A 21,420-nucleotide genomic window follows, 5' to 3' on the forward strand; every position below is an offset into this window, starting at 1 on the left:
GGGACCCGCAGGCTAACTCAGCTAGGCGTGCTTGGGCAAGTCGGCGGCCAATTGCTCCAGGAACATCGCCAGCGCGACTTCTTCGGCTTTAAGGCCTTTGCGCATCCGTGGCTTGGGCAGCTTGGACAGCTCGCCCAGGCTGAAATGCTCCAACACCGCCGGGTGGATATAGCACTTGCGGCACACTGCTGGCGTATTGCCCAACTGCTTGGCAACATCCTTGACCATCGCCACCACATGCCGCTTGGCATCGGATTCGGGCTGCCATTCCAATTCGCGCAACACCGCCAGGGCCATCGCCGTGCCGGCCCAGGTACGGTAGTCCTTGGCGGTAAAATCGGCGCCGGTGAGGCTGTGCAAATAGGCATTCACGTCGTGGGAACTGACGGTGTGGCGCTCGCCGTCTTCGTCCAGGTACTGAAACAGATTCTGGCCCGGGAGTTCAAGGCAACGCTTGACCACCGTGGCCAGGCGCCGGTCCTTGACGCTGACCTGGTGCTCGACGCCACTCTTGCCGCGAAACTGGAACTGGATTTCGCTGCCCTTGATGTCCACATGGCGGTTGCGCAGGGTGGTCAGCCCGTAGGATTTGTTGTCGCGGGCATATTGGGTGTTGCCGACGCGGATCAATGTGGCGTCCAGCAGCATCACCACGGTGGCCAGGACTTTTTCACGGGTGAACCCAGGCGCGGCGATTTGCGCTTCCAATTGTTTGCGTAATTTGGGCAAGGCCTTGCCGAACTCTTGCAGGCGCGAGTATTTATCGGTGTCGCGCACTTCGCGCCAGCGGCTGTGATAGCGGTACTGCTTGCGGCCCCGCGCATCACGGCCGGTGGCTTGCAGGTGGCCGCGCGGGTCGGCGCAGATCCACACGTCGGTGTAGGCCGGTGGCACGGCCAACGCATTCAGGCGCTTGATTTCATCGGCATCGGTGATGCGCTGGCCTTTGGGGTCGACATACTGAAACGTGCCGCGCAGTTTTTTACGGCGGATGCCGGGTTGGGTGTCGTCAACATAATGCAGGTCGCGGGGCAGGTCGGCAGGCAGCGCAGAGTCGGGCATGGTGCAAGTTCCTTGGCAACAGATCAGGCCGGTATACCTGATTGACCACAGGGTTTTGCGCGCGTGCCAAATACTTACGCCAGTACCGCCACCGCCTTGATTTGCGCCCACAACACCTGGCCCGGATGCAGGTGCAGTTGGTCGCGGGAAAATCGGGTAATCCTCGCCAGCAGTGGCGTACCGCCGGCATCCAGGCGCACCAGCACGTGGGCGCTGTTGTCCGCCGCTATTTCCTGGGTGACCGTCACCGGCAAGCGGTTGAGGATGCTGCTGGCTTCTTCGGCGTGCAGGCTGAGGCTGACGTCGCGTGCTTGCACCTTGACCCGCAACGGTTTGCCCAACGCCAGCGGTGCATGAGCCACACGCATTTGCAACGGGCTGTCGGGCAATTGCAGGGTGAGCAGTTGATAGTGTTCATCGTAGGCAATCACGCTGCCATTGATGACCACGCCGGCGTCATCGCCGAGTGCCATCGGCAAGTCCAGGCGAGCCAGGGTTTCGCCAATGGGGCCGCTGGCCAGCGCCTTGCCGTCGCTTAATAGCACGATGTGATCGGCCAGGCGCGCCACTTCATCCTGGGCATGGCTGACGTACAGCACCGGAATATCCAACTCATCGTGCAGGCGTTCGAGGTAGGGCAGGATCTCGCTTTTGCGCTTGCTGTCCAGGGCCGCGAGCGGCTCATCCATCAACAACAACTGCGGGCTGGTGAGCAATGCGCGGGCGATGCCGACGCGCTGGCGTTCGCCGCCGGACAAGTGCTGCGGGTGGCGTTCAAGCAAGTGGCCGATGCCCAGCAGTTCGGCGGCCTGGGCCATGTCCACACGGCGAAGCGGGCGGGCAATACGCTTGAGGCCGAACTCCAGGTTGGCACGCACCGACAGGTGGGGAAACAGACTCGCTTCCTGGAATACATACCCCAGTGCGCGCTTATGCGGCGGCACAAACACGCCGTTACGGCTGTCTTGCCAGACCTCTTCGTTGACCTGGATAAACCCGTCTTCAGCGCGCTCAAGCCCGGCGATACAGCGCAGGCAAGTGGTCTTGCCTGAGCCGGAATGCCCGTAGAGCGCGGTCACGCCACGGCCGGGCAGGTGCAGGTCCACGTCCAGGGCGAAGCCTGGGTACTTCACGTTCAGGCGTACATCAATCATGGCGGTCAGCTCCAGCCCATCTTGGTTTTACGGCTGGAATAGAGCGCCAGCAATACGAGAAAAGCGAACACCACCATGGAGCCGGCCAGCCAGTGCGCCTGGGCATATTCCATGGCTTCGACGTGATCGTAGATCTGCACTGAGACCACGCGGGTTTTGTTGGGGATATTGCCGCCGATCATCAGCACCACGCCGAACTCACCGACGGTGTGGGCAAAGCCAAGAATCGAGGCGGTGATAAAGCCGGGGCGGGCCAGGGGCAGGATCACCGTGAAAAACGTGTCCCATGGGTTGGCACGCAGCGTCGCCGCCACTTCCAATGGGCGCGTGCCGATAGCGGAGAAGGCATTTTGCAACGGCTGCACCACAAACGGCATGGAATAGATCACCGAGCCGATCACCAGCCCGGCGAAGCTGAAGGTCAGGGTGCCCAGGCCCAGCCATTGGGTCAACTGGCCGAAGTAGCCGTTGGGACCCATGGTCAACAACAGGTAAAAGCCGATGACCGTCGGTGGCAACACCAACGGCAACGCGACAATCGCGCCTATGGGGCCGCGCCACCAGGAGTGGGTGCGCGACAGCCACAGGGCGATCGGAGTGCCGATGATCAGCAGGATCACAGTCGTCAGTGACGCCAGTTTGATGGTCAACCAGATGGCGGAAAAATCGGCACTCGACAGCGGCATATTCAGTTAGCCAGCTCGTAACCGTAGGACTTGATCACCGCAGCGGCTTTTGGCCCCTTGAGGTATTCAACCAAGGCTTTGGCGGCAGCGCTGTCCTTGCCTTTATTGAGGATGACCGCGTCTTGTTTGATCGGGTCGTGCATGGCCGCCGGCACGATCCACGCCGAACCGCTGGTGACCTTGCCGTCCTTGTAGATCTGCGACAGCGCCACAAAACCCAACTCAGCGTTGCCGGTGGACACGAACTGGTAGGCCTGGGTGATGTTCTGGCCTTCGACCAGCTTGTCCTTGACCTTCTCGGTGAGGCCTTCTTTAGCCAGCACTTGAGTGGCCGCCAGGCCGTAAGGCGCCGCTTTCGGGTTGGCGATGGACAGGTGTTTGAAGTCGTTTTTCTTCAGCACCTCGCCTTTGGCATCCACGTAACCTTCTTTGGCCGACCACAGCGCCAGGGTGCCGACCGCGTAGGTGAAGCGCGAACCTTTGACCGTATCGCCTTCGGTTTCAAGTTTTTGCGGGGTGGTGTCATCGGCGCTGAGGAACACTTCGAACGGCGCACCGTTCTTGATCTGGGTATAGAACTGGCCGGTAGCGCCGTAGGCGGCTACCAATTTGTGGCCGGTGTCTTTTTCGAAATCGGCAGCAATCGCCTGGATCGGCGCGGTGAAGTTGGCGGCGACAGCCACCTGGACTTCATCGGCGTGGGCTGAGCCAAAAGTAAAAGCGGCAATCAGGGTGGCCAGGGCAGTAGGGGCCAGGCGTGAGGCGCGGATCGTCATGAAGCAGCTCCTTGGGGGTTGTACGGCTTGTTATAGGTAGAAGGCTTTACCGCTATGTATGGGAATATATAGCGGTTGGCCATTGCCGGTACAGTGCAAAGTTGCCCCAAGTGTCAGTGGCGCTTGAGCTTGGCCAGCACCTGTTCGGCCAACTGGCGGGTCAAGTCACACGTAGAAATATCTCTACCCAGACGCAGCGCCTGGCCTGCCCACAGGTTGCTGAAGCCGGCTTCATCCTTGGCCTTGAGCGGCATCAAGGCGCCGCCGGCAGTGGGGAATGCGGGGGCAGACGGGTTGATCGCACCGAGTTCGCGCATCACCCGGTTGACGATGCCGCGCGCCGGGCGGCCGGTGAACAGGTTGGTCAGCGCGGTTTCGCTGGCCTGGGCATGGCGCAAGGCATAGTGGTGGGACACGCTGACATTGGCTTCGGGAGTAAACAGGTACGCAGTGCCGATTTGCACGGCCGAGGCACCCAGGGCCAATGCCGCGACGATGCCGCGTGCATCGCCAACGCCGCCTGCGGCGATCACCGGCACCTTCACCGCGTCGACAATTTGCGGCACCAGCGCCATCAAGCCGATTTGGGTGTCGAGGTCGTCACTGAGGAAAATCCCTCGGTGCCCACCGGCTTCAATGCCCATCGCGATGATTGCATCGCAGCCATGCTGTTCGAGCCAAATGGCTTCTTCAACGGTGGTGGCCGAGGACAGCACCTTGGCGCCGGTGGCTTTTACCCGGTCGAGCAAGGCTTTTTCCGGTAGCCCAAAGTGAAAACTCACCACCTCGGGGCGAAACTCTTCGACGACTTTGCAGGCGGCCTCGTCGAACGGCGCACGGTTGGACACCGGTGTTGGTGCATCAAAATCAGCGCCCAGCTCGCGGTAGTAGGGCTCCAGCAACGTTTTCCAACGGTGGTCACGCGCGTTATCAGCTGCTGGCGGTTGATGGCAGAAGAAATTGACGTTGATCGGGCTCGCGCTGGCCTGGCGAATGGTGTTCAAGGCATCGCGCAGTTGCTCGATGCTCAGCGCTGCGGCGGGCATCGAGCCCAAGGCGCCGGCTTGATTGGCGGCGATGACCATCGCTGTGGTGGTGGCGCCGGCCATCGGGGCCTGGATGATAGGCACGTCGATGCCCAGCAGGTCGAGAATTCGGGTGTCTGGCCAGGTGCTCATGGGATGCGTCTCCAGCGTGAATAAGACTTTGCGCTGTTTTAACAGGGCCATTGGCACCCGGCCAGTCTGTTTTATTCACTGGACGAGGGAGTAATTTCGTGCGCTGCCATGCGTCGATGGCGTGCCCCAACACCGCATGGATGCGCCCGGCGTTCGCGTTGTCGCCTGCGTGGCCTTGAAAAAACGCCTGGAACGCCGGGTACGGCGTGAGGCTGTCTTTGTGACTGACATTCGAAATGTATCAGGCTAACGATGTGGCGCTGGTGTGTATCGGTGTTCGCTAGCGTTTCACCGACTGTTCGCGCTCCAGCAGTTGCCGCTTGCGTTCTACGCCCCAGCGGTAGCCCGACAACGCCCCGTCACTGCGCACCACGCGGTGGCAGGGAATCGCCACCGCCAGGCTGTTGGCGCCACAGGCCTGGGCCACCGCGCGAAACGATTTGGGTGCGCCGATCTGCACAGCAATCTGCGCGTAGCTGGCGGTGCTGCCCACCGGGATGTCGCGCAGCGCCTGCCACACCCGTTCCTGAAAGGCGGTGCCGCGCAGGTCCAGGGGTAAATTCAACCCCAGGGCAGGGGCTTCGATAAAACCCACGACCTGGGCGATCAACTGTTCGAACTCATGATCTGCGCCGACCAGTTCGGCTTTGGGGAACTGGTCTTGCAGGTCGCGCAGTAAGGTGTCCGGGTCATCGCCCAATAAAATCGCACACACGCCGCGTTGGCTTTGCGCCACCAGAATCGCCCCAAGTGAACATTGGCCCACGGCAAACAAAATCGTGCTGTTGGTGCCGCCGGCTTTGTAGTCGCTGGGCTTCATGCCGAGCAGTCGGTTGGCTGATTCATAAAAGCGGCTGTTGGAATTAAAGCCCGCGTCATACAACGCATCGGTCACTGAATGCTCGCCCTTGAGGCCGTGGCGAACTTTGCGCGAACGCAGGGCGCTGGCATATCCCTTGGGCGTCAGGCCGGTCACCGCTTTGAATATGCGATGAAAATGGAATGAACTCAGCCCGGCGCCACTGGCGAGTGCTTCCAGGCTGGGCGCGGTTTCGGCCTGCTCGATCTGCCGGCACGCCTCGGCCACCCGTTGGGCGTGGAGGGCCGCCAATTGAGTCTGGTCGCCGGCCGCGCGTTTGCTTGGGCGATAACCCGCCGCTTCAGCCTGGGCAGGGGTGTCGAAGAATTCGATGTTCTCCGGGCGTGGCAATCGCGAGGCGCTGCTGGGGCGGCAATACACGCCGGTGGTTTTAACGCCGTAGACAAACACGGCGTCAGCCTTGGCATCACGGGCGACGATGGCGGCCCAGCGGGGGTCTTGTTCGGTGGTCATGGCCTGCACTCTTGACGGATCACGGCCAGATTAACCGCGTTGCAGATGGCCGGCACTCTGAAGCTTGCGGTCAAATTAGCCAGCGGTGCGAAAGGTCAGGTTGATGCGCTGCGGGCCCATGACCGGATGCACGCCCTCTTTAATCGGCATCACCCCATGAAAACGCAAGCGATCAACGCCGCCCCAGACCACCACGTCGCCGTGGAACAGTGAAACTTTTTGAGTTTTGCTGCTGCGCTCATGGCCGCCAAACAGGAAGATCGCCGGCAGGCCCAGAGAGACTGAAACCACAGGGGCGCTATAGGCGCGTTCGTTTTTATCCTGATGCAGGGACATCTTGGCGCCCGGCACATAGCGGTTGATCAGGCAGGCATCCGGGGCAAATGCGCTGAAGCCAGCTTCGGCTGCGGCAAGCGTGGCCAGTTCACGCAACGTTTCGGGCATAGCCGGCCAGGGCTGCTGATTGCGGGGGTCAATCGGGCTGTAGCGGTAGCCGGTGCTGTCGGTGGTCCAACCCAATGTGCCGCAACTGCTGAGTGCGGCCGACATGGTGAAGCCGCCGGGTGTGACCATTTGTCGAAACGGCGATTGGGCCAACACCCGTCGCAGTTCAGGCAGCAGGCGTTCAATCCATGGCAGGGCGAAGCCCCTGAGTACGTAGGACTCTTCGCCAATCTGCTCGCGCCCCGCCGGTTGCTGCAAGGCATCCTCAGCGAACAGATCAGCCGTCGGGCCTGGCATGGGTTACAGGGCCTTGCTCACGGTGATGTCGGTGATTTCATCGGTGGCATCGTGGATTTTTGCCAGGGCTTCTTTGGCTTCTTCAACGCTTCCCGATTGCAGCAGGGCGAATTCAAAGCGACGTTCGCCATTGAGCTTGTACTTCATAACGTATTTAGTCACAGCGGTTTTCCTGTCGAGGGTTCGGCTCAGCTCAGTTTGGTGCTGGTGCGGCGAACAATGCGAATCTTGTGGGACAACGCAGGTTTGCGGGTCACGCTGATGGCGCGGCGCGTGACCACATCCAGGGTAATGTTCCAGAACCCGGTGCTGGGTGCGGTGATTTTTGCCGGGAATTTGTCGAACGCGCCGCCGTGGTAAGTGTGGCGGCCACCGTTCTTGAAACTGCGGAAATTGGCATCGCTCATCAGGCGAATGTTGCAGGTCTGCGAGCATTCGATGACAACGATGTCGCCCTCGTTGAGGTGCTCGCGCTGGTGGATGAATTTCATGGGGGTGTCTCCAGAAGGGCTTTTTCTGAAAAATCAGAATGATACGTAGGTTAAGATAGAGTTTATCAGCCCTGACGCGATTATTATCGGGTCGTCGTCGACGACTTCGACAATTTAAAACAGTTATTTCCCAAGTTTTCAGAGATAAATCCCACATGGGCGGGAGAAATTTCCTCTCTTCGCGGTCGTAGGGTCTTTATCGGAGGTTTAAGTATGAAGTGGAGTGTGTTGGTTCTGGCCTTGGCGTTAGGTGGATGTGCTTCGGTTGCAGATATCAAGCAGACCCCGCCAACCCTGGTGGTTATTTCAGGCAAAAAACCGCCTGAATATGCTGCCTGTGTGGTCCGAAAACTGGAGGCGACGCGTCGGCCGCCGCAGATTGAGCCGCATAAGGACGGTGTACAGGTGATTGTTCCGCAGAAATTCTCGGCCGACCCATCGGCGATCTTCGAGATCGAAGAGCGCTCCAGCGGCAGCAGTATCAAGCTCTATGAAAGCATGTCAAATGTGCCGATTCGCCCAGGCGACATCAAGAAAGCCGGGGAGGATTGCATCTCCGGCTGAGCCTTTGGTTTATCCGCGTACTGAACCCGATAAAAAAGCCTGACCCTGCGGTTGCAGCGTCAGGCTTTTTTTTGCGTTTATTCGGGTGTTGTCGCTTGTAGAGGGAGTGCTGATCGGGCAGGGCATCCGTTAAACTGTCGGCCATTCAATGCAAAGATGCCGCTCAAACTTTGAGTTTGCGCGGCATTAGTCCTTCCTGGAAAGCCCGTCATGAAACGAGAACACGTCAAAGCCCGACATGCCGAAGGCCAAATATCGGCCACCCATGTTATCCAGAACCCCGCCGACCTGGGCGAGTGGATCGTATTTTTCAAGAAGAGCGGCGGCCGCAGTTACTTTCTGGTCGACGATCAGGATGAGGTTGAGTCATTCCCGCGCCTGGATGACCTGATCGAGACCTTGCGTGGCCTGGGGCTCAAGTTCGCCGAGGTTCATCTGTAGTACGCAGTATTACTTGCACACCACGACGACGCTGCGGCTCTTGAAGTTGCCTACGTCTTTGCCCAGGGTCTTGTCGCTCTCCTTGAGTGCCGGCGTACCTTCGGTGCCGACGATGCGGTAACCGGTGCCCGCACACGAAGCGTCAGCTTTTTCGTAGCAACTGGCCCATGAATTGGCCTCGCCCGAGCAGTCGATGGTCAGGCCTTGCTCGCCGTTTTTCAGGTAAGTGTCGGACGTGGTGGTGCAGCCGGTCATCAGCGCCAGGGCCGCAGTCAGTGCCAGAATCTTGTTCATGTGTTGGGTCGTCGTCGAGGGTGTAGGAGGGGCGCAGACACTGTCGTGGGGCGTTCGTAGCAAGATTATAGCGAACGGCCATCAAGGTACAGACAAACACAAAAAAGCCCCGTTGACCGGGGCTTTGTGCGCAAGCAATGACGCTTACTTTTTGTCCTTGGGGCGCTTGCTCGATGCGTGGCCGGCTTCGTCCACAAACACTTCAGCCACCGCAACGGCCATGCTTTCGCTCGCGAATACCCCGGCGACGCTGTCGCCGTGGAAGTTGATCAGGTGCCAGCCGTCCGCACGCTTGGTGATCAGGTAGCCGTTTACGCCTTTTGGTTCTGACATCTATCAATCTCGTAGTCTGGTTCAAGCCAGTAATGATAGCGCCAATTGGCCCCGAGGCGCGCAAGTTGTTGCAGGTCAGTGCCCTGCCGCGAAAAGCGTGCTAAAACCATTGAGGCGCTCGTAAGCAAAGGGGCGATGGCTGGTTATGTCGCGCCCTGAGTGAATGCTCTTCGTAGGATCAGCGGAACTTACGCGCACATTTTTTCTCTATGTTGACATCGCAACGCCAGCAGGACCCATTGTAAGGTGACTGCGGCCTGATTAGACTGCGCCGAATTCCGTACGCACAGCCCTTTGTAAGGACTTATATGATCAAGAAATGCTTGTTCCCAGCAGCCGGTTACGGCACTCGCTTCTTGCCAGCGACCAAAGCCATGCCCAAAGAGATGCTGCCGGTGGTGAACAAGCCACTGATTCAGTACGGCGTCGAAGAGGCACTGGATGCCGGCTTGAACGAAATTTCCATTGTTACCGGCCGCGGTAAGCGCGCGCTGGAAGACCACTTCGATATCAGCTACGAGCTGGAAAACCAGATCAAGGGCACCGACAAGGAAAAATACCTGGTCGGCATCCGTAAACTGCTCGACGAGTGCTCGTTCTCCTACACCCGTCAAACCCAGATGAAAGGCCTTGGCCACGCCATCCTCACTGGCCGCCCGCTGATCGGTGACGAACCGTTCGCCGTGGTGCTGGCTGATGACCTGTGCGTCAACCTGGAAGGCGACGGCGTACTGACCCAGATGGTCAAGCTGTACCAGAAATACCGCTGCACCATCGTTGCGGTTCAAGAGGTCGACCCTCAGGAAACCAACAAGTACGGCGTGATCGCCGGCGACGATATTGGTGATGGCCTGATTCGCGTGCGTGACATGGTTGAAAAACCAGCGCCGGAAGATGCGCCGTCGAACCTGGCGATTATCGGTCGTTACATCCTGACGCCGGACATCTTCAAGCTGATCGAAGAAACCGAGCCAGGCAAAGGCGGCGAGATTCAAATCACTGACGCGCTGCTCAAGCAAGCCAAAGATGGCTGCGTGATCGCCTACAAATTCAAAGGCCGTCGCTTCGACTGTGGTGGCGCTGAAGGCTACATTGAGGCCACCAACTTCTGCTACGAGCACTTCTACAAGACCGGTAAGGCTTACTGATTCACGGTAGCCCGCCCAAAAAGCCACCTTCGGGTGGCTTTTTCGTTTTTCAGCCCCATGTAAGTCGGTATGCTGGTGCCCTGCCGAGGAGAGTGAAATGGCCTACGATTTTGATCTGTATGTAATTGGCGCCGGTTCCGGCGGTGTTCGCGCGGCGCGCTTTGCCGCAGGCTTTGGCGCTAAAGTGGCGGTAGCTGAAAGCCGTTACCTGGGCGGTACCTGCGTGAACGTTGGCTGCGTGCCGAAAAAACTGCTGGTGTACGGCGCGCATTTCGCCGAAGACTTTGAGCAGGCCAGCGGTTTCGGCTGGTCGTTGGGTGAAGCGAACTTTGACTGGGCGACCCTGATCGCCAACAAAGACCGCGAAATCAACCGCCTCAATGGCATCTACCGCAACCTGCTGGTTAACAGTGGCGTGACCCTGCACGAAGGGCACGCGCGTTTGGTTGATCCGCACCAGGTGGAGATCAATGGCGAGCGCTTTACGGCCAGGCACATCCTGATCGCGACGGGCGGCTGGCCGCAGATCCCGGAAATCCCGGGCCGTGAGCACGCCATAGGCTCCAACGAGGCGTTCTTCCTCAAAGAGCTGCCCAAGCGCGTGCTGGTAGTGGGCGGCGGCTACATCGCTGTCGAGTTTGCGGGCATCTTCCATGGCTTGGGCGCGCGCACAACCTTGCTGTATCGCGGCGACCTGTTTCTGCGCGGGTTTGACGGCGCAGTGCGCACGCACCTGAAGGAAGAGCTGACCAAGCGCGGCCTCGACCTGCAATTCAATGCCGATATCGAGCGCATCGACAAACAGGCTGACGGCAGCCTCAAGGCCACCCTCAAAGACGGCCGCGTGCTCGAAGCCGATTGCGTGTTCTACGCCACCGGCCGCCGCCCGATGCTCGACAACCTGGGGCTGGAAAATACCGGCGTCAAATTGGATGAGCGCGGCTTTGTCGAAGTCGACGACCTGTACCAGACCGCCGAAGCCTCGATCCTGGCGATTGGCGATGTGATCGGGCGGGTGCAATTGACGCCCGTCGCGCTGGCCGAAGGCATGGCGGTTGCGCGTCGGCTGTTCAAGCCTGAGCAATACCGCCCGGTGGATTACGCGATGATCCCGACCGCGGTGTTCAGCCTGCCGAATATCGGCACCGTGGGCCTGAGCGAAGAAGATGCGAAGCAAAACGGCCATAACGTGCAGATCTTCGAAAGCCGCTTCCGGCCGATGAAGCTGACGTTGACCGATTGCCAGGAAAAAACCCTGATGAAGCTGGTGGTCGACGCCGACACCGACAAGGTCCTGGGCTGCCACATGGTCGGGCCGGATGCGGGTGAGATCGTCCAGGGCCTGGCGATCGCGCTCAAGGCCGGCGCGACCAAGCAACATTTCGATGAAACCATCGGCGTGCACCCTACGGCGGCGGAAGAGTTCGTCACCATGCGCACGCCTGTAGCGGGCTGATCAGGCGTCGGCGGTTGCCTCTGGCGGCGTTGCAACGACGGCCGCCAGGCGCAATGCCTCGATACTGGCCTGGGCCTTGATCAGGTCCAGTTCCAGGGTTTTGCTCACCTGCTGTTGCTCACTCAGCGCTGCCTGGCGCGCTTGACTTTCCTCTACCGCAACCCGCAAGCGCTCCTGAAGCAGGGTGCGTTCGCTTTCCATGCGGCCCAGCTGTTCGCTGAGTGTTTGCTGCTGCGCCTGTTCCTTGCGTGATTGCTCCTGCAGGGCGGTCAGTTCCTTGCTGGTCACGCGGTGCTCGATCAGTAGCCGCTCATTATCGCGATGCAGCTGGGTGATCTCATCCTGGCGCACCATCGCGCTTTGTTGCGCCTGGCGCAGCTCGGCCTGCACCTGCTGCAGCTGGCCTTCATGGCGCCGTTGCTCTTGCTCGCGTTGCTCCTTCACCGCATTGCGGTAGTGCTCAAGCGCGTCGCGGGCGTGCAAGTGTTTGTCTTCCAGCGAGCGAATCTGCTCGTCCTTGTCATTCATGCGCAACTCGTAATCGCTGCACGCCTGGCTGAGCCCCGCATTGCGAGTTTGTTCGGTTTGCAGGCTGGTGCTGGCGGTCTGCAAGGCGGCGCTTTCTTCGGCCAGTGCGGCGGCCTGGATATCCAATTGCTGCTTGAGCTGGCCGTGGGCTTCTTCAAGCGTTTGCACCTGGGCGAGCAGGGCGGCTTTTTGCTGCTCGAACTGCGCCAGTGCCGCGTCAATCGGCTCCTGGGCCTTGTCTTTAAGGCGTTGAGCCAGCCGTGCTACCAACTCGCCCAGTTCATCGTCGATGGGTGCCTGGGTGATGGTCAGCCGGGTTTCGCTGTCATCGAGTTCCTTCAAATAGCGATGAATCGTGGTTTTCGAGCCGGTATTGCCCATCTCGATGCGCACCGCGTCGATGCTCGGGTTTTCGCCACGGGCCAGGATCGCCAGGCGTGCCGTTTGAACCACTGCTTTGTTTATGCCGCCGCGCGCCATGAAGTCTCCGTCGATTTAGTACTGTGGTACATGGTATGTAGATACATACTTTATCACGAATAAAAACCCGTTTAAATTCATCATTTAACAGATGGGATATTGGCGTATTATCCCGTGTCAGAGCCGTTTTAACCGTTAATACACCCGCCAGCAGTACGAATAGGCCTTTCATGAGCGACCTGGACCGTTACCTCAACGCCGCCACCCGCGACAACACGCGGCGCAGCTATCGCGCAGCCCTCGAGCATTTCGAAGTGAGTTGGGGCGGGTTCCTGCCAGCCACCAGCGACAGCGTGGCGCGCTACCTGGTGGCCCATGCCGGGGTGCTGGCGGTCAACACCTTGAAGCTGCGGCTCTCGGCGCTGGCGCAGTGGCACACCAGCCAGGGTTTCCCGGACCCGACCAAGGCGCCGGTGGTGCGCAAGGTGCTCAAGGGCATTCGGGCGGTGCACCCGGCACGGGAGAAGCAGGCCGAACCTTTGCAGCTCAAGCACCTTGAACAGGTGGTGGCATCACTTGAGGTTGAAGCCAGGCAGGCCATTGAAGCGCGGGATCAGCCGCGCTTGCTGCGCGCCAAGCGCGACACTGCGTTGATCCTGCTGGGCTTCTGGCGCGGCTTTCGCAGCGACGAGTTATGTCGCCTGAGCATCGAACACGTGCAAGCGGTGCCCGGCGCCGGCATCAGTCTGTACCTGCCGCGCAGCAAAAGTGACCGCGACAACCTCGGCAAAACCTACCAGACGCCGGCGCTGCTGCGCTTGTGCCCGGTGCAGGCCTACAGCGACTGGCTAAGCGCCTCGGCCCTGGTGCGGGGGCCGGTGTTTCGGGGGATTGATCGCTGGGGCAACCTGGGCGAGGAGGGGCTGCACCCCAACAGCGTGATCCCTCTGCTGCGCCAGGCTCTGGAGCGCGCGGGCATTCCGGCTGATCAATACACCAGTCACTCGCTGCGCCGCGGTTTCGCCACCTGGGCCCATCGCAGTGGCTGGGACATCAAGTCGCTGATGAGTTACGTCGGCTGGAGCGACATGAAATCCGCCATGCGCTATGTTGAAGCGACACCCTTTTTGGGCATGACCTTGGCGACTCCACCGCTGCTTTGAGATTTCTTCTATTAATACAGATACCTGATAGGGAAAACCAATCGTCAGCATCAGGTTTGCCAATGAGCCACCGACGGAAAGAGTGAGTAGGATTCATCTCATCAACTTTTCAACCACTGACGGAGAGTCACCGATGCCTATCATCAACAGCCAAGTAAAACCGTTCAAAGCGACCGCCTACAAAAACGGCAACTTCGTAGACGTGTCGGACGCTGACCTGAAAGGCAAATGGTCCGTAGTCTTCTTCTACCCAGCCGACTTCACCTTCGTTTGCCCAACCGAACTGGAAGACCTGGCTGACAACTACGCCGAATTCCAGAAACTGGGCGTCGAAATCTACAGCGTGTCCACCGATACCCACTTTGCCCACGCTGCCTGGCACAACACTTCGCCAGCCATCGGCAAAATCCAGTACACCATGATCGGCGACCCAACCCTGACCATCTCGCGCAACTTCGACGTGCTGATCGAAGAAGCTGGCCTGGCAGACCGCGGCACCTTCGTGATCAACCCGGAAGGTCAGATCAAGATCGTTGAACTGAACGACGGCGGTGTTGGCCGTGACGCTTCCGAGCTGCTGCGCAAAATCAAGGCCGCTCAGTACGTCGCTGCTCACCCGGGCGAAGTCTGCCCAGCCAAGTGGAAAGAAGGCGAGGCTACTCTGGCTCCGTCCCTGGACCTGGTCGGCAAGATCTAAGTCTGTGAAACATCAAGGGCGGGTTGCCGCACCTTAAGTAAGCTGCACCGCCCTCAAAACGCCCGGGCGAGATTCGCTCGGGCGTTTTTTTGTCTGCAATAAACCGAATTAACAGGAAATCGCCCGTATGTTGGACGCCAATCTTAAAGCTCAGTTGAAGTCATACCTGGAACGGGTCACCCAGCCGATCGAGATCGTCGCCTCCCTCGACGACGGTGCGAAATCCCAGGAAATGCTTGCCCTATTGCAGGACGTAACCAGCCTCACCACGCTGATTACCCTCAAAACCGATGGCAATGATGCGCGCAAGCCGTCGTTCTCCATCAACCGCCCAGGTGCCGATATCAGCCTGCGTTTTGCCGGCATCCCCATGGGCCATGAATTCACTTCGCTGGTGCTGGCCCTGCTGCAAGTCGGTGGCCACCCGTCGAAAGCCAGTGTCGAAGTGATTGAACAGATTCGTGCCTTGAAAGGCGAGTTCAGCTTCGAGACCTACTTCTCGCTGTCGTGCCAGAACTGCCCTGACGTGGTTCAGGCGCTGAACCTGATGGCCGTGCTTAACCCGAACATCCACCACGTCGCCATCGACGGCGCGCTGTTCCAGGCTGAGGTCGATGAACGCCAGGTCATGGCAGTGCCCAGCGTGTACCTCAATGGTGTGAACTTCGGCCAGGGCCGCATGGGCCTGGAAGAGATCCTCGCCAAGCTCGACACCAGCGGTATCGAAAAGGCCGCCGAGAAAATCAGCGCCAAACAGGCCTTTGATGTGTTGGTGGTCGGTGGTGGCCCAGCCGGTTCTGCCGCAGCTATCTACGCCGCACGCAAAGGTATTCGCACCGGCGTGGCAGCTGAGCGTTTCGGCGGCCAGGTGCTGGACACTATGTCCATCGAGAACTTCATCTCCGTGCAGGAGACCGAAGGGCCGAAACTGGCCAGCGCCCTGGAGGCGCATGTGCGTCAGTACGACGTAGACATCATGAACCTGCAGCGTGCCAGCCGCCTGATCCCGGCAAAAAATGCCGGTGACTTGCACGAAATTCGCTTTGAAAGCGGTGCGACCCTCAAGTCCAAAACCGTGATTCTGGCCACCGGTGCCCGCTGGCGCGAGATGGGTGTGCCGGGCGAGCAGGAATACAAGGCCCGCGGCGTGTGCTTCTGCCCGCATTGCGACGGCCCGTTGTTCAAAGGCAAGCGTGTGGCAGTGATCGGCGGTGGTAACTCCGGCGTTGAAGCAGCCATTGACCTGGCCGGTATCGTCAGCCACGTGACCTTGCTCGAGTTCGACAGCAAGTTGCGCGCCGATGCCGTGTTGCAGCGCAAGCTCTACAGCCTGCCGAACGTGGACGTGATCACCAGCGCATTGACCAGTGAAGTCAAAGGCGATGGCCAGAAGGTCACCGGTCTGGCGTACAAGGATCGTGACAGCGGCGAGTTCAAGACCATCGACCTGGAAGGCATCTTTGTTCAGATCGGCTTGTTGCCCAACACCGACTGGCTCAAGGGCACGGTGGAATTGACCCCGCGCGGCGAGATCATCGTCGATGCGCGTGGCGAAACTTCACTGCCGGGCGTGTTTGCTGCCGGTGACGTGACGACCGTGCCGTACAAGCAGATCGTGATTGCGGTAGGCGAGGGCGCGAAGGCTTCGCTGAGTGCTTTTGATCACCTGATCCGTACCTCGGCACCCGCTTAAATCCGGCTGCGAAAATAAAAAACCCCATGAGTGATCATGGGGTTTTCTCGTTCCCACGTTCTACGTGGGAATGCATCCGGTGACGCTCCGCGTCACGCAGAACGCTTACAGCGGCGCCGGCTGAATAATCTCAACCCAGTAAGCATCCGGGTCTTTGATGAACGCCAGGCTTTTCATGCGGCCATCGCTCAGGCGCTTCTGGAAATCACAGCCCAAGGCTTCAAAACGCTCGCAAGCGGCGACAATATCCGGCACCGAAATGCAGATATGGCCAAAGCCACGCGGGTCAGTATTGCCGTTGTGGTAAGCAAAGTCGGCGTCGTTTTCGGTGCCGTGGTTGTGGGTCAGTTCGAGGATGCCAGGGATCGACTTCATCCACTGCGTGCGCGCGGCGGCGTCGGCTGGAATCTGGGCCTTGTCCACCAGGGCCAGAAAGTAGAGGCTGAATTTGGCTTCCGGGAAGTCACGCTTTTCAACCAGGGAAAAGCCCAATACGCGGGTGTAGAAGTCCAGCGATTTGGTGATGTCCTTGACCCGCAGCATGGTGTGGTTGAACACGAAGTTCGACGTGGCGGTGTCAGGTTGGGCGGTGACGCCCGGGAAAGTGTTCAGATCGTGCAGGCTCATGGGCCCTCCAGAAAAAATGGGGCAAACGCGACTCGTGACTTGAGTGGTCCCTTGGCTTGCGGCCGGCATCCGTGCCGCACCGCCATGATACGCAAGCGTTACCGGCCGAGCCAAATGAAAAAGGTTACTCAGCCCTTGCGAGCCAAGGGTGTCAGGCTCAAACTTCGACGCTTGAACCTTGGGTGTTTTCTTGATGATTGAATTTCGTAAGCCGTTGTTGAGCGCTGTATGTGTGTTGCTGGGCAGCCCCTTTGTGTTGGCGGCCGACCCGGAAATTCATTGGCCCAGCGGCTGGCAAGTCGAGGAAGTAGTGCCCGACGACGAAGCGCCGGTAAAACCTCAGGCGGTGTCCCGCCAACGCGCAATCAAGAATGATGAAAACGGCAACACCTTGATGGTCATGGAGTTGACCGGTACACCGATTGAGGCGGGCCATAAAGTTAATCTTCAAGGCGTACTGCTGGAAATGCGCAAATCCATCCAGAAGGATTTTGCCGGCAGCGGTTATCAAAGCGTGTGCACCAAAATGCACACCAGCACATTGAGCCGTCTTGAAGCGCTGGAAACTACTTGCGTGATTACCGAGAACGGTCGGCACATATTGTCACAAACATTGGTCGGCGCAGTTGATAGCGATAAAGCCTATGTCTTTTCCTTCGCCGGTCAGGCCGAGGCCTATGAAGCCAGTAAGGCTGAAGTCAGTTCAGTGCGTGATAGCCTTAAACTTTGAACGGGTTATCTCACTCGTTTTTGAACAAAGTGAACACTTGATTAAGTTCGTTTTCGAAGCAAAAAAAAACCCCGCATCAGCGGGGTTTTTGCAGCGTCTTTTGATCAGCCGCGCAACCAGGAATCTACTGTGGCAGCGCCATACTGTTCTTTCCAGGCTTTCAGGCCGCGGTGGTTGCCGCCTTTGGTTTCGATCAGTTCGCCGGTGTGTGGGTTGTGGTAAACCTTGACCACACGTGCGCGGCGCTGTTTTGGTGCGGCGGCAGCAGCGCTGGCTTTGCCAGGGTTAGGATCAAGGATCGAGATGATGTCGCGCAGGCTTTTGCCGTAGTGCTTCATCAGCCCTTGCAGCTTTTCTTCGAATTCGATTTCTTTTTTCAGGCCGGCGTCGTTCTTCAAGGATTCCAGCTGAGCCAGCTGTTCTTGAAGGGCTTTTTCTGCTGCGCGAAATTCGGCGAGTCTGGACAAAATCTGTACTCCAATAGTGTAGTTGGCTGATATCAACTGCAGATAAAGCGTGTAAGCCAGGAGCTTTAAGGTAACTCAAAGAAAGAGGCCTTTCTGCGAGTTCAGCACAGGCAGGAAAAATTGTAGTAGTTAATGCCGCGCGAGTAAATCACGGCGTTACCTAAATAAGATTATTTCATCCAGCGCACTAGATGGCTATTCAATGGCTGCTCAGCGACTTAATGAATTCCTCACAGGGCAACGGCCGGCCGAACAGGTAGCCCTGCAGGAAATCCACACCTTGGGCCGCCAGGTATTCGCATTGCTCTGCTGTTTCCACGCCCTCGGCGACAATACCCAGGTCCAGCTTGCCGCTGAGTTCTATGATGCTGTCCAGAATATGCCGTGAGAGTGCATCGGCGCCAATCATGGCGACAAAACTTTGATCGATTTTCAAGTAGTCGACGTTGAAGTTGCGTAAGTAACCCAGGCTGGAGTGGCCGGTTCCGAAGTCATCAATCGCGATCATCACCCCCAGTTGATGCAGGGCGTCGAACAGGCGGGCGGTGGTGTCGGTAGGCTGAATCAGTTCACGTTCGGTCAACTCCAGTACCAGCGTCACCTGGCCGGGGGCGAACGCAGCGAGAAACTCCCGGCAGTCCTGCACCAGGTCGAGGTCCTGGCAGTGACTGGCGGTGATGTTCACGCCGATATGGAAGCCCGGGGTGAAGCGCCCGGCATGCGGGGCCAGTTGCGCAGCGGTCTGGCGTAGCAACGAGCGGGTCATCGGCACGATCAGGCCAGAATGTTCGGCCAACGGTATAAACAGGTCAGGGCGAACCAAGCCTTCCTTCGGGTGCCGCCAGCGCATCAATACTTCACAGCCGGCCCATTCGCGGGTGTCGCCACGCACCACTGGCTGGAAATACGGAATGAATTCATTGGCCCCCAATGCCCGCTGCAACTCATGGGTCGGCGCGGACGAGCGCTTTTGCAGCCAGTGCGCCAACACGCCCGCCAGCACACCAAAGAACACCAGCAGACTGAACAGCGCCGGGTAGCGCGCCTCCATGTACCGCCAGACCTCACCGACAGGCATGCCGGCATCGACGCTGTACGGGTAACGCTCGGAGTTCAGGTGCTGATGGGCCACTGCAAACTGCGGCATTGCAGTGGTGTGCACCTTGCCGTCAGCGTCCAGCCAGTTGGCTCCCACTTGCAGGATCAGGTGTGCGTAGCGGCTGATCAGGCGCAAGGCGTTGGTCAGGTGATAGCCGTCAACCGAGGCAAACGCGGCTTTATCGCCATCGACCAGGCGGTAAACCAACAACGCGGTATCGGGCGTTACCGGGTTGCCGTTCATCAACCACAGCGTGCCCGCTACGTAATCGTCCGGGTTGACCGGTGACTGGTAGCTGCCGCCGAACAACGAGCTGCAATAGATGTTTTTTTGCCAGGACAAGGTCGTTGCCCGCACAAAGGGGCGCCGCGTGACCTGTTCGCGCAGTGCCAGTTGCGCGCCGTTGTCGCACGGTTGGCCGGCCAGCGGCAGCAATGCCTGGGCGGCGAGGGCGGTGTTGTCGAGCATTAAATCGAATTGGCGCACAGCCTCCAGCGCGGTTTGGGCGGTGCTTTGCTCAAGGGTGCGTTCGGCTTGCCAATGAAGAATCACAACCCCCAATAAAACGGGTACCAGGCCGCAGACACTGCTGATGAGCGCGCGTGCAGTTCGGCTTCGGGGGCCTTTGGCAGTGAGGGGCATAGAGGCAGCCAATAACAGAATAAAAAGACGGGTGTGTGCCGATGATAGTTGGCATTGCGCAGTGCCGCTCACTTGTTTGGCGCGAATTGACCTAGCCGTTCGGTCAGTTGTTGCGATTGTCTCAACTTGGCAAGATAAACATCGTTGCAAAAAGTAAGAGACTTCGGAGCACCGACCCTTCCAGCCTCTCTCTCAGCCGTTTCAGCCCACTTCTGGCGGGACGGTCGACCCTCGTCTTTCAATTGTTGAAATTCGTTTCGTAACCCGTTAACGCTACTTGATAAGGAATTACCTGCAATGAACAACATCCGATTGGCCGCTGCTTTCCTGGCTGCTACCGGCGTCGCCGCGCTGCCTGCTTTTGCCGCAGACGGTACCATCAGCCTGACCGGTGAAATCACCGGCACCACCTGCAGTATCAGTGGCGGGGCAGGCTCCGCGCCTGGCGCCAGCCCGAACTTCGCCGTTGTGCTCAACAAGGTCCAGGCCAGCGCGCTCAAGGCAAAAGGCCAGACGGCCGGCACCACCCCATTTGTTGTGCGTGTGGGTGCGTGCCCCAAGGATACGACGGTGGCGGTGTTGTTCGAGAGCAGCAGCCCGGCGATCAACCCGGCTACCGGCAACTTGAAGAATCAAGCGCCGGCCAAACCAGTGCCTGCCAGCCTGGTTGAGGTGCAGATTGTCGACGGCACTACCCAAAAGCCTATGGACCTGCGCCTGGCACTCAATTCGAGCAGCGCAAAAGTCCCCGACAACGGTGAGGTGTCGCTGCCGTTCGCCGCGCAGTACTTCGCCACCGGCGCCGCAACCCCAGGCCCGGTAAGTACGCAGGTGCTGTATTCCGTCACGTTTCCCTGATCAAGGCCCGGAGCCTGGCGGTTCGCCAGGCACTGGACAGCGCCTTGGAGGACCGCCCCATGCTTGCCCGACTCATGTTCGCAATTGCCTTGCTGCTCGCCATTTCGATGGTTAGCGGATGGCCATCCGTTGCCCATGCCGGTGTAGTGATCGATGGCACGCGGCACATTTACCCGCAACAGCGTCGCGAAATCACCTTGCGCCTGACCAACGACGACGAACGGGCTCCGCGCCTGGTCCAGGTATGGCTGGATCAGGGTGACCCGGCGTCAGACCCTTCTAACAGCGAGGTGCCTTTCAGCCTTTCGCCGCCGGTGTTTCGCCTGAACCCGCAGAAAAGCCAGGCCGTGCGCCTGGTCTACACCCAAGAGCCACTGCCGGCTGATCGGGAATCGTTGTTTTGGCTGAATGCGCTGGAGATCCCGCCCAAGGTCAACACCGAGGCCGATGCAGAGGTTGGCCCGGCGAATCACCTGCAATTCGCCTTTCGTATCCGTACCAAAGTGTTTTTTCGCCCCGCCGATCTGCCTGGCAGCCCGAACGAAGCGCACACGCAATTACGCTGGTCCTTGCGCCGCAGTACCCAGGGGACGCTGCTGGACGTGCACAACCCATCGGCCTATCACGTGACATTCAACGAGGTGGCGTTGGCCATGGGCCCGCAGCAAGACGCGCCGCTGCTGCCGGCGGAAGAGGGCATGGTGCCGCCAGGCGGCAACCTGACCCTGAGGGTGCACAAGGCCGTGCGGCCCATCCCTGCGGATGCCCGGGTGCATTTCAAATACATCAATGACTACGGCACGTTTTCCGCGCCGCAGCGTGCTCCTCTGAAGTTCTGA

At 59.2% G+C, this 21,420-nt stretch carries 25 protein-coding genes; 10 read left to right on the forward strand and 15 right to left on the reverse strand.

From position 1 onward, the window contains the following. Window positions 1–21 precede the first annotated feature (21 nt). From HBO41_RS09050 to HBO41_RS09090, 9 genes are all read right to left on the reverse strand, one after another. Complete coding sequence (locus HBO41_RS09050) at window positions 22–1,062, reverse strand: DNA topoisomerase IB (protein ID WP_099549872.1); 1,041 nt, start codon at window positions 1,060–1,062, stop codon at window positions 22–24. Between the two features lie 74 nt (window positions 1,063–1,136). Beyond that, window positions 1,137–2,216, reverse strand: a complete 1,080-nt coding sequence (gene modC / locus HBO41_RS09055) for a molybdenum ABC transporter ATP-binding protein (RefSeq protein WP_169985895.1) — start codon at window positions 2,214–2,216, stop codon at window positions 1,137–1,139. A 5-nt stretch (window positions 2,217–2,221) separates the two neighbouring features. Next, window positions 2,222–2,908, reverse strand: coding sequence for a molybdate ABC transporter permease subunit (modB, locus tag HBO41_RS09060; RefSeq protein ID WP_169986425.1), 687 nt, complete (start codon window positions 2,906–2,908; stop codon window positions 2,222–2,224). Next, window positions 2,905–3,678 (reverse strand): molybdate ABC transporter substrate-binding protein, encoded by a 774-nt coding sequence (modA, locus tag HBO41_RS09065; RefSeq protein WP_262380238.1) that lies wholly within the window; start codon window positions 3,676–3,678, stop codon window positions 2,905–2,907. The genes modB and modA overlap by 4 nt, the downstream gene beginning before the upstream one ends. A 113-nt stretch (window positions 3,679–3,791) precedes the next feature. Then, the gene (locus tag HBO41_RS09070; RefSeq protein ID WP_017135486.1) at window positions 3,792–4,856 is read right to left on the reverse strand and encodes a nitronate monooxygenase family protein; all 1,065 of its coding nucleotides are present in this window, start codon (window positions 4,854–4,856) and stop codon (window positions 3,792–3,794) included. A gap of 280 nt (window positions 4,857–5,136) precedes the next feature. After that, window positions 5,137–6,189, reverse strand: a complete 1,053-nt coding sequence (gene ada, locus HBO41_RS09075; protein ID WP_169985897.1) for a bifunctional DNA-binding transcriptional regulator/O6-methylguanine-DNA methyltransferase Ada — start codon at window positions 6,187–6,189, stop codon at window positions 5,137–5,139. Window positions 6,190–6,264: 75 nt separating this feature from the next. Continuing rightward, window positions 6,265–6,930, reverse strand: a complete 666-nt coding sequence (alkB, locus tag HBO41_RS09080) for a DNA oxidative demethylase AlkB (RefSeq protein ID WP_169985899.1) — start codon at window positions 6,928–6,930, stop codon at window positions 6,265–6,267. Between the two features lie 3 nt (window positions 6,931–6,933). Further along, the gene (locus tag HBO41_RS09085; RefSeq protein WP_017135489.1) at window positions 6,934–7,092 is read right to left on the reverse strand and encodes a hypothetical protein; all 159 of its coding nucleotides are present in this window, start codon (window positions 7,090–7,092) and stop codon (window positions 6,934–6,936) included. A 26-nt stretch (window positions 7,093–7,118) separates the two neighbouring features. Then, window positions 7,119–7,421, reverse strand: a complete 303-nt coding sequence (locus tag HBO41_RS09090) for a DUF1883 domain-containing protein (protein WP_003173824.1) — start codon at window positions 7,419–7,421, stop codon at window positions 7,119–7,121. Window positions 7,422–7,634: 213 nt separating this feature from the next. Between HBO41_RS09090 and HBO41_RS09095 the strand changes: the two genes are divergently transcribed. Next, window positions 7,635–7,985, forward strand: coding sequence for a hypothetical protein (locus HBO41_RS09095; RefSeq protein ID WP_065929976.1), 351 nt, complete (start codon window positions 7,635–7,637; stop codon window positions 7,983–7,985). A 210-nt stretch (window positions 7,986–8,195) separates the two neighbouring features. After that, a complete protein-coding gene (locus tag HBO41_RS09100; RefSeq protein ID WP_017135491.1) occupies window positions 8,196–8,426 on the forward strand; it encodes a hypothetical protein in 231 nt (76 codons plus the stop codon). Between the two features lie 9 nt (window positions 8,427–8,435). Here HBO41_RS09100 and HBO41_RS09105 read toward each other — a convergent pair whose 3' ends face one another. Together HBO41_RS09105 and HBO41_RS09110 are read right to left on the reverse strand one after the other, a co-directional pair. Beyond that, window positions 8,436–8,720 (reverse strand): hypothetical protein, encoded by a 285-nt coding sequence (locus HBO41_RS09105; protein WP_017135492.1) that lies wholly within the window; start codon window positions 8,718–8,720, stop codon window positions 8,436–8,438. A gap of 144 nt (window positions 8,721–8,864) precedes the next feature. Beyond that, window positions 8,865–9,053 (reverse strand): hypothetical protein, encoded by a 189-nt coding sequence (locus HBO41_RS09110; protein WP_017135493.1) that lies wholly within the window; start codon window positions 9,051–9,053, stop codon window positions 8,865–8,867. A 308-nt stretch (window positions 9,054–9,361) separates the two neighbouring features. Between HBO41_RS09110 and galU the strand changes: the two genes are divergently transcribed. Together galU and gorA are read left to right on the forward strand one after the other, a co-directional pair. After that, entirely contained in the window at window positions 9,362–10,201 is an 840-nt protein-coding gene (galU, locus tag HBO41_RS09115) for a UTP--glucose-1-phosphate uridylyltransferase GalU (RefSeq protein WP_003212579.1), read from the forward strand. 97 nt (window positions 10,202–10,298) lie between these two features. Continuing rightward, window positions 10,299–11,657: a glutathione-disulfide reductase gene (gorA, locus tag HBO41_RS09120; protein WP_099549865.1), complete on the forward strand. Its 1,359-nt coding sequence runs from the start codon at window positions 10,299–10,301 to the stop codon at window positions 11,655–11,657. Here the strand turns inward: gorA and HBO41_RS09125 are convergent, their stop codons facing one another. Next, window positions 11,658–12,665 carry a DNA-binding protein gene (locus tag HBO41_RS09125; RefSeq protein WP_099549864.1) on the reverse strand — a complete coding sequence of 336 codons (1,008 nt, stop codon included), beginning with the start codon at window positions 12,663–12,665 and terminating at the stop codon, window positions 11,658–11,660. Window positions 12,666–12,835: 170 nt separating this feature from the next. On the opposite strand from HBO41_RS09125, the gene HBO41_RS09130 reads away from it, so the two are divergent. From HBO41_RS09130 to ahpF, 3 genes are all read left to right on the forward strand, one after another. After that, window positions 12,836–13,768: a site-specific integrase gene (locus HBO41_RS09130; RefSeq protein ID WP_017135496.1), complete on the forward strand. Its 933-nt coding sequence runs from the start codon at window positions 12,836–12,838 to the stop codon at window positions 13,766–13,768. Window positions 13,769–13,901: 133 nt separating this feature from the next. Continuing rightward, window positions 13,902–14,465, forward strand: a complete 564-nt coding sequence (ahpC, locus tag HBO41_RS09135; RefSeq protein ID WP_010210361.1) for an alkyl hydroperoxide reductase subunit C — start codon at window positions 13,902–13,904, stop codon at window positions 14,463–14,465. 127 nt (window positions 14,466–14,592) lie between these two features. After that, window positions 14,593–16,158 carry an alkyl hydroperoxide reductase subunit F gene (ahpF, locus tag HBO41_RS09140; protein ID WP_169985901.1) on the forward strand — a complete coding sequence of 522 codons (1,566 nt, stop codon included), beginning with the start codon at window positions 14,593–14,595 and terminating at the stop codon, window positions 16,156–16,158. A 105-nt stretch (window positions 16,159–16,263) separates the two neighbouring features. Here ahpF and gloA read toward each other — a convergent pair whose 3' ends face one another. Next, a complete protein-coding gene (gene gloA / locus HBO41_RS09145) occupies window positions 16,264–16,785 on the reverse strand; it encodes a lactoylglutathione lyase (RefSeq protein ID WP_169985903.1) in 522 nt (173 codons plus the stop codon). A gap of 193 nt (window positions 16,786–16,978) precedes the next feature. Between gloA and HBO41_RS09150 the strand changes: the two genes are divergently transcribed. Beyond that, window positions 16,979–17,515, forward strand: a complete 537-nt coding sequence (locus tag HBO41_RS09150; protein WP_017135499.1) for a DUF4946 domain-containing protein — start codon at window positions 16,979–16,981, stop codon at window positions 17,513–17,515. A 104-nt stretch (window positions 17,516–17,619) separates the two neighbouring features. Here HBO41_RS09150 and HBO41_RS09155 read toward each other — a convergent pair whose 3' ends face one another. Continuing rightward, on the reverse strand, window positions 17,620–17,982 hold the full coding sequence (locus HBO41_RS09155) for a histone-like nucleoid-structuring protein, MvaT/MvaU family (protein ID WP_017135500.1): 363 nt from the start codon (window positions 17,980–17,982) through the stop codon (window positions 17,620–17,622). A 199-nt stretch (window positions 17,983–18,181) separates the two neighbouring features. Continuing rightward, window positions 18,182–19,723, reverse strand: a complete 1,542-nt coding sequence (locus tag HBO41_RS09160; RefSeq protein WP_017135501.1) for an EAL domain-containing protein — start codon at window positions 19,721–19,723, stop codon at window positions 18,182–18,184. A 297-nt stretch (window positions 19,724–20,020) separates the two neighbouring features. Between HBO41_RS09160 and HBO41_RS09165 the strand changes: the two genes are divergently transcribed. Then, window positions 20,021–20,581 carry a fimbrial protein gene (locus tag HBO41_RS09165; protein WP_099549862.1) on the forward strand — a complete coding sequence of 187 codons (561 nt, stop codon included), beginning with the start codon at window positions 20,021–20,023 and terminating at the stop codon, window positions 20,579–20,581. A gap of 59 nt (window positions 20,582–20,640) precedes the next feature. Continuing rightward, entirely contained in the window at window positions 20,641–21,420 is a 780-nt protein-coding gene (locus HBO41_RS09170) for a molecular chaperone (protein ID WP_017135503.1), read from the forward strand.

The sequence above is a fragment of the Pseudomonas sp. WS 5146 genome, assembly GCF_012985495.1.
GTDB lineage: Bacteria > Pseudomonadota > Gammaproteobacteria > Pseudomonadales > Pseudomonadaceae > Aquipseudomonas > Aquipseudomonas edaphica.

Excerpts from the sequence above, each read along its gene's own strand:
- HBO41_RS09050 (WP_099549872.1), bottom strand. The coding sequence starts at position 1,062 with ATGCCCGACTCTGCGCTGCCTGCCGACCTGCCCCGCGACCTGCATTAT.
- modC (WP_169985895.1), bottom strand. The coding sequence starts at position 2,216 with ATGATTGATGTACGCCTGAACGTGAAGTACCCAGGCTTCGCCCTGGAC.
- modA (WP_262380238.1), bottom strand. The coding sequence starts at position 3,678 with ATGACGATCCGCGCCTCACGCCTGGCCCCTACTGCCCTGGCCACCCTG.
- HBO41_RS09070 (WP_017135486.1), bottom strand. The coding sequence starts at position 4,856 with ATGAGCACCTGGCCAGACACCCGAATTCTCGACCTGCTGGGCATCGAC.
- ada (WP_169985897.1), bottom strand. The coding sequence starts at position 6,189 with ATGACCACCGAACAAGACCCCCGCTGGGCCGCCATCGTCGCCCGTGAT.
- alkB (WP_169985899.1), bottom strand. The coding sequence starts at position 6,930 with ATGCCAGGCCCGACGGCTGATCTGTTCGCTGAGGATGCCTTGCAGCAA.
- HBO41_RS09090 (WP_003173824.1), bottom strand. The coding sequence starts at position 7,421 with ATGAAATTCATCCACCAGCGCGAGCACCTCAACGAGGGCGACATCGTT.
- HBO41_RS09095 (WP_065929976.1), top strand. The coding sequence starts at position 7,635 with ATGAAGTGGAGTGTGTTGGTTCTGGCCTTGGCGTTAGGTGGATGTGCT.
- HBO41_RS09100 (WP_017135491.1), top strand. The coding sequence starts at position 8,196 with ATGAAACGAGAACACGTCAAAGCCCGACATGCCGAAGGCCAAATATCG.
- HBO41_RS09105 (WP_017135492.1), bottom strand. The coding sequence starts at position 8,720 with ATGAACAAGATTCTGGCACTGACTGCGGCCCTGGCGCTGATGACCGGC.
- HBO41_RS09110 (WP_017135493.1), bottom strand. The coding sequence starts at position 9,053 with ATGTCAGAACCAAAAGGCGTAAACGGCTACCTGATCACCAAGCGTGCG.
- galU (WP_003212579.1), top strand. The coding sequence starts at position 9,362 with ATGATCAAGAAATGCTTGTTCCCAGCAGCCGGTTACGGCACTCGCTTC.
- gorA (WP_099549865.1), top strand. The coding sequence starts at position 10,299 with ATGGCCTACGATTTTGATCTGTATGTAATTGGCGCCGGTTCCGGCGGT.
- HBO41_RS09125 (WP_099549864.1), bottom strand. The coding sequence starts at position 12,665 with ATGGCGCGCGGCGGCATAAACAAAGCAGTGGTTCAAACGGCACGCCTG.
- HBO41_RS09130 (WP_017135496.1), top strand. The coding sequence starts at position 12,836 with ATGAGCGACCTGGACCGTTACCTCAACGCCGCCACCCGCGACAACACG.
- ahpC (WP_010210361.1), top strand. The coding sequence starts at position 13,902 with ATGCCTATCATCAACAGCCAAGTAAAACCGTTCAAAGCGACCGCCTAC.
- ahpF (WP_169985901.1), top strand. The coding sequence starts at position 14,593 with ATGTTGGACGCCAATCTTAAAGCTCAGTTGAAGTCATACCTGGAACGG.
- gloA (WP_169985903.1), bottom strand. The coding sequence starts at position 16,785 with ATGAGCCTGCACGATCTGAACACTTTCCCGGGCGTCACCGCCCAACCT.
- HBO41_RS09150 (WP_017135499.1), top strand. The coding sequence starts at position 16,979 with ATGATTGAATTTCGTAAGCCGTTGTTGAGCGCTGTATGTGTGTTGCTG.
- HBO41_RS09160 (WP_017135501.1), bottom strand. The coding sequence starts at position 19,723 with ATGCCCCTCACTGCCAAAGGCCCCCGAAGCCGAACTGCACGCGCGCTC.
- HBO41_RS09165 (WP_099549862.1), top strand. The coding sequence starts at position 20,021 with ATGAACAACATCCGATTGGCCGCTGCTTTCCTGGCTGCTACCGGCGTC.
- HBO41_RS09170 (WP_017135503.1), top strand. The coding sequence starts at position 20,641 with ATGCTTGCCCGACTCATGTTCGCAATTGCCTTGCTGCTCGCCATTTCG.